This is a genomic window from Vibrio sp. B4-6 (assembly GCF_963888245.1).
Taxonomy (GTDB): Bacteria; Pseudomonadota; Gammaproteobacteria; order Enterobacterales; family Vibrionaceae; genus Vibrio; species Vibrio anguillarum.
In genome coordinates this window covers 1-2,593 of the sequence record NZ_CAWPIM010000043.1, presented here as the reverse complement: position 1 = coordinate 2,593, position 2,593 = coordinate 1, and the positions used below count along the sequence as shown (strand labels likewise).

At 47.8% G+C, this 2,593-nt stretch carries 2 protein-coding genes; both read left to right on the top strand.

Features of this window, described 5'->3' with window-relative positions; all coding sequences use genetic code 11:
- Positions 1–230: 230 nt before the first annotated feature.
- Positions 231–1,763 carry an IS21 family transposase gene (gene istA / locus AACV20_RS11495; RefSeq protein WP_170908087.1) on the top strand — a complete coding sequence of 511 codons (1,533 nt, stop codon included), beginning with the start codon at positions 231–233 and terminating at the stop codon, positions 1,761–1,763.
- A 10-nt stretch (positions 1,764–1,773) separates the two neighbouring features.
- Entirely contained in the window at positions 1,774–2,514 is a 741-nt protein-coding gene (istB, locus tag AACV20_RS11490) for an IS21-like element ISVch3 family helper ATPase IstB (protein WP_170895762.1), read from the top strand.
- The last annotated feature ends 79 nt before the right edge of the window (positions 2,515–2,593 follow it).

The following is a 2,593-nucleotide window of genomic DNA, read 5'->3' as shown; positions in this document are numbered from 1 at the left end:
TGCGTATTTCGGAGCATTCCGAACAGCCATTTCGGTATGACCCGAACACCTATTTCGGTTTAATCCGAACGTACATTCCGCGATTATCCGAACACTTTTAAGCGAACTCCGAAATCAGCGTTCGGAATAGCGAAAACCGCGTTCGGAATGCCCGAAATCCTTCCTTTTTCTCTTTTAAATCAATAGCTCGCTATTCTTTACTTCTTAAACAAGAACGTAAGGAAGCGACAATGGCTAAAAAGAGAACTCCAATGAACAAAATCAAAGAGATATTACGCCTTAAGTACGAGTGTGGGTTGTCCTACCGTAGTATTGCTAGTTGTCTCAATGTCAGCCTTGCAACAGTCTCAGAGCTTGTCGCTCGCTTTAAGCAAAGTCAGATAGGCTGGCCTCTCCCAGAAGGTTGCAGTGATACGGACCTTACCAAAGCCCTATATCATTCGAAGCAAGCCAGTCGAGACAAGGTTATGCCAGACTTCGCTCAGTACGCTGTCGAACTCAAACGTAAAGGCATGACAAAGATGTTATTGTGGCAGGAGTACCATGAGCAATATCAAGAGCAAGCTTACGCTTACACTCAGTTCTGCGAGCACTTCACTCGTTGGTTCAAAACCCAAAAGCGCAGTATGCGTCAGCTCCATGTTGCAGGTGATAAGCTGTTTATCGATTACTGTGGGCCTCGGCTTCAAGTGGTCAACCCTGATACAGGTGAAGTGCGCGAAGCAGAAGTGTTCGTGGCGACCTTAGGAGCGTCCAATTACACCTATGTTGAAGCCTTCCCGAGTCAAGGTAAGTCTTACTGGTTAGAGGCGCATGCCAATGCGCTCGAACACTTCGGTGGTGTACCACGGCTCTTGGTTCCCGATAATCTACGCAGCGCGGTCAGCAAACCTAACCGTTATGAACCGAGGCTTAATGAAAGCTATCAAAAACTGGCAAATCATTATCAAACTGCCGTGATGCCAGCTCGCCCCTACAAACCGAAAGACAAAGCCAAAGCAGAAAATGCCGTCCTCCTAGTGGAACGTTGGATCATGATGCGACTTCGCCATCAAACCTTCTATACCTTCAAAGAGCTGAACCTTGCCATCCGTGAGCTGATGAATGACTTAAACGAACGTGAGATGAAGCAGTATGGTGCGAGCCGCAAAGCGCTGTTCGACAAACTCGATAAACCCGCGTTAAAGCCCCTTCCTAAGCAGCGATATCTATATACTGAAACCAAGCGAGCCAAGGTTGGGCCTGATTATCATATCGAATATCGCCGTCACTACTACTCGGTTCCCCATCAACTTGTTGGCCACCATGTCGAACTTGAAGCCTCCAACCGTCTGGTGCAAATCTACCATCAAGGTAACTTGGTCGCCCAGCACCCGCGTAGCCAAAGGGAGCGCGGAAACAGTACTCAACCTGAGCACATGCCGAGTAATCATCAACATCAAAAGTGGTCGCCTAGACGTTTACTCAACTGGGGAGCCAATATCGGCCCCGCCACACGGGAAGTCGTCAATAAAATGCTGAACTCTAAGCCTCATCCCGAGCGGTCATATCGTTCCTGCCTTGGACTGCTTAACCTGAGCAAAGCCTATGGCGAATCGCGTCTAGAGCAAGCCTGTAAAGATGCACTGATGCTAACAAAACCCAATTACACCTTCGTCAACAATCTACTCAAGAACAATCGTGAGGGGCAACTGAGTAAAGATAAAGCGAATACGCCGAACCTTGTTCACAGCAATGTTCGTGGCCCGAACTGTTATCACTAGGAGAAAGGATATGAACGCACTCAATGACCAACTTAAAACCCTGCGCTTGAGCCATGCGGCGAAAGCGTTAGAGCAGCAACAAGAGCAACTGACCACCTACGCAGAGCTGGACTTCGAGGAGCGGTTAAGCTTGCTCCTGGAAAGTGAAATCTTGAACCGTAATCAGAGCAAAATCCAACGCTTAAAGCGACAAGCAAAGCTGAGAGTGGATGCCCAGCCGAGCCAACTCATCTACAAAGAGGGACGAGATCTCAATCGTAAACAGATGAGCGAACTGCTAACAGGCAGTTATCTGCACAAGCATCAGAATATCTTGATCACAGGCCCAACAGGTGCTGGCAAAACCTATCTTGGTTGCGCTCTGGCAACCAGTGCCTGCGACCAACAGCAAACCGTCAGGTACTACCGATTAACTCGCTTGCTTGATGATCTGACCGCAGGTCGTCTGGATGGTAGTTATCAAAAACAACTTCAGTCGCTGGCTAAGAAAGGCTTACTACTCCTCGACGACTGGGGGATGGAAAAACTGACTCAAGAGCATGCTGGTCACTTGTTAGAAGTACTTGAAGATCGTTACCAAAACAGCAGCACAATCGTCATCAGCCAGTTACCAGTAAAAGAATGGTACAACATGATCGGCAACGCCACTGTCGCTGACGCTCTAATGGATCGTCTAGTTCACAATAGTCATCGAATAGAACTGGGAGGAGAATCAATGAGAAAACTGGCGCAATCCGAACACTTAGAGTAAAAATAGGGAAAGAGAAAAAGTGCTGGTTAAGGTGTTCGGAATAAACCGAAACAAGCGTTCGCAATCACCGAAATACGCA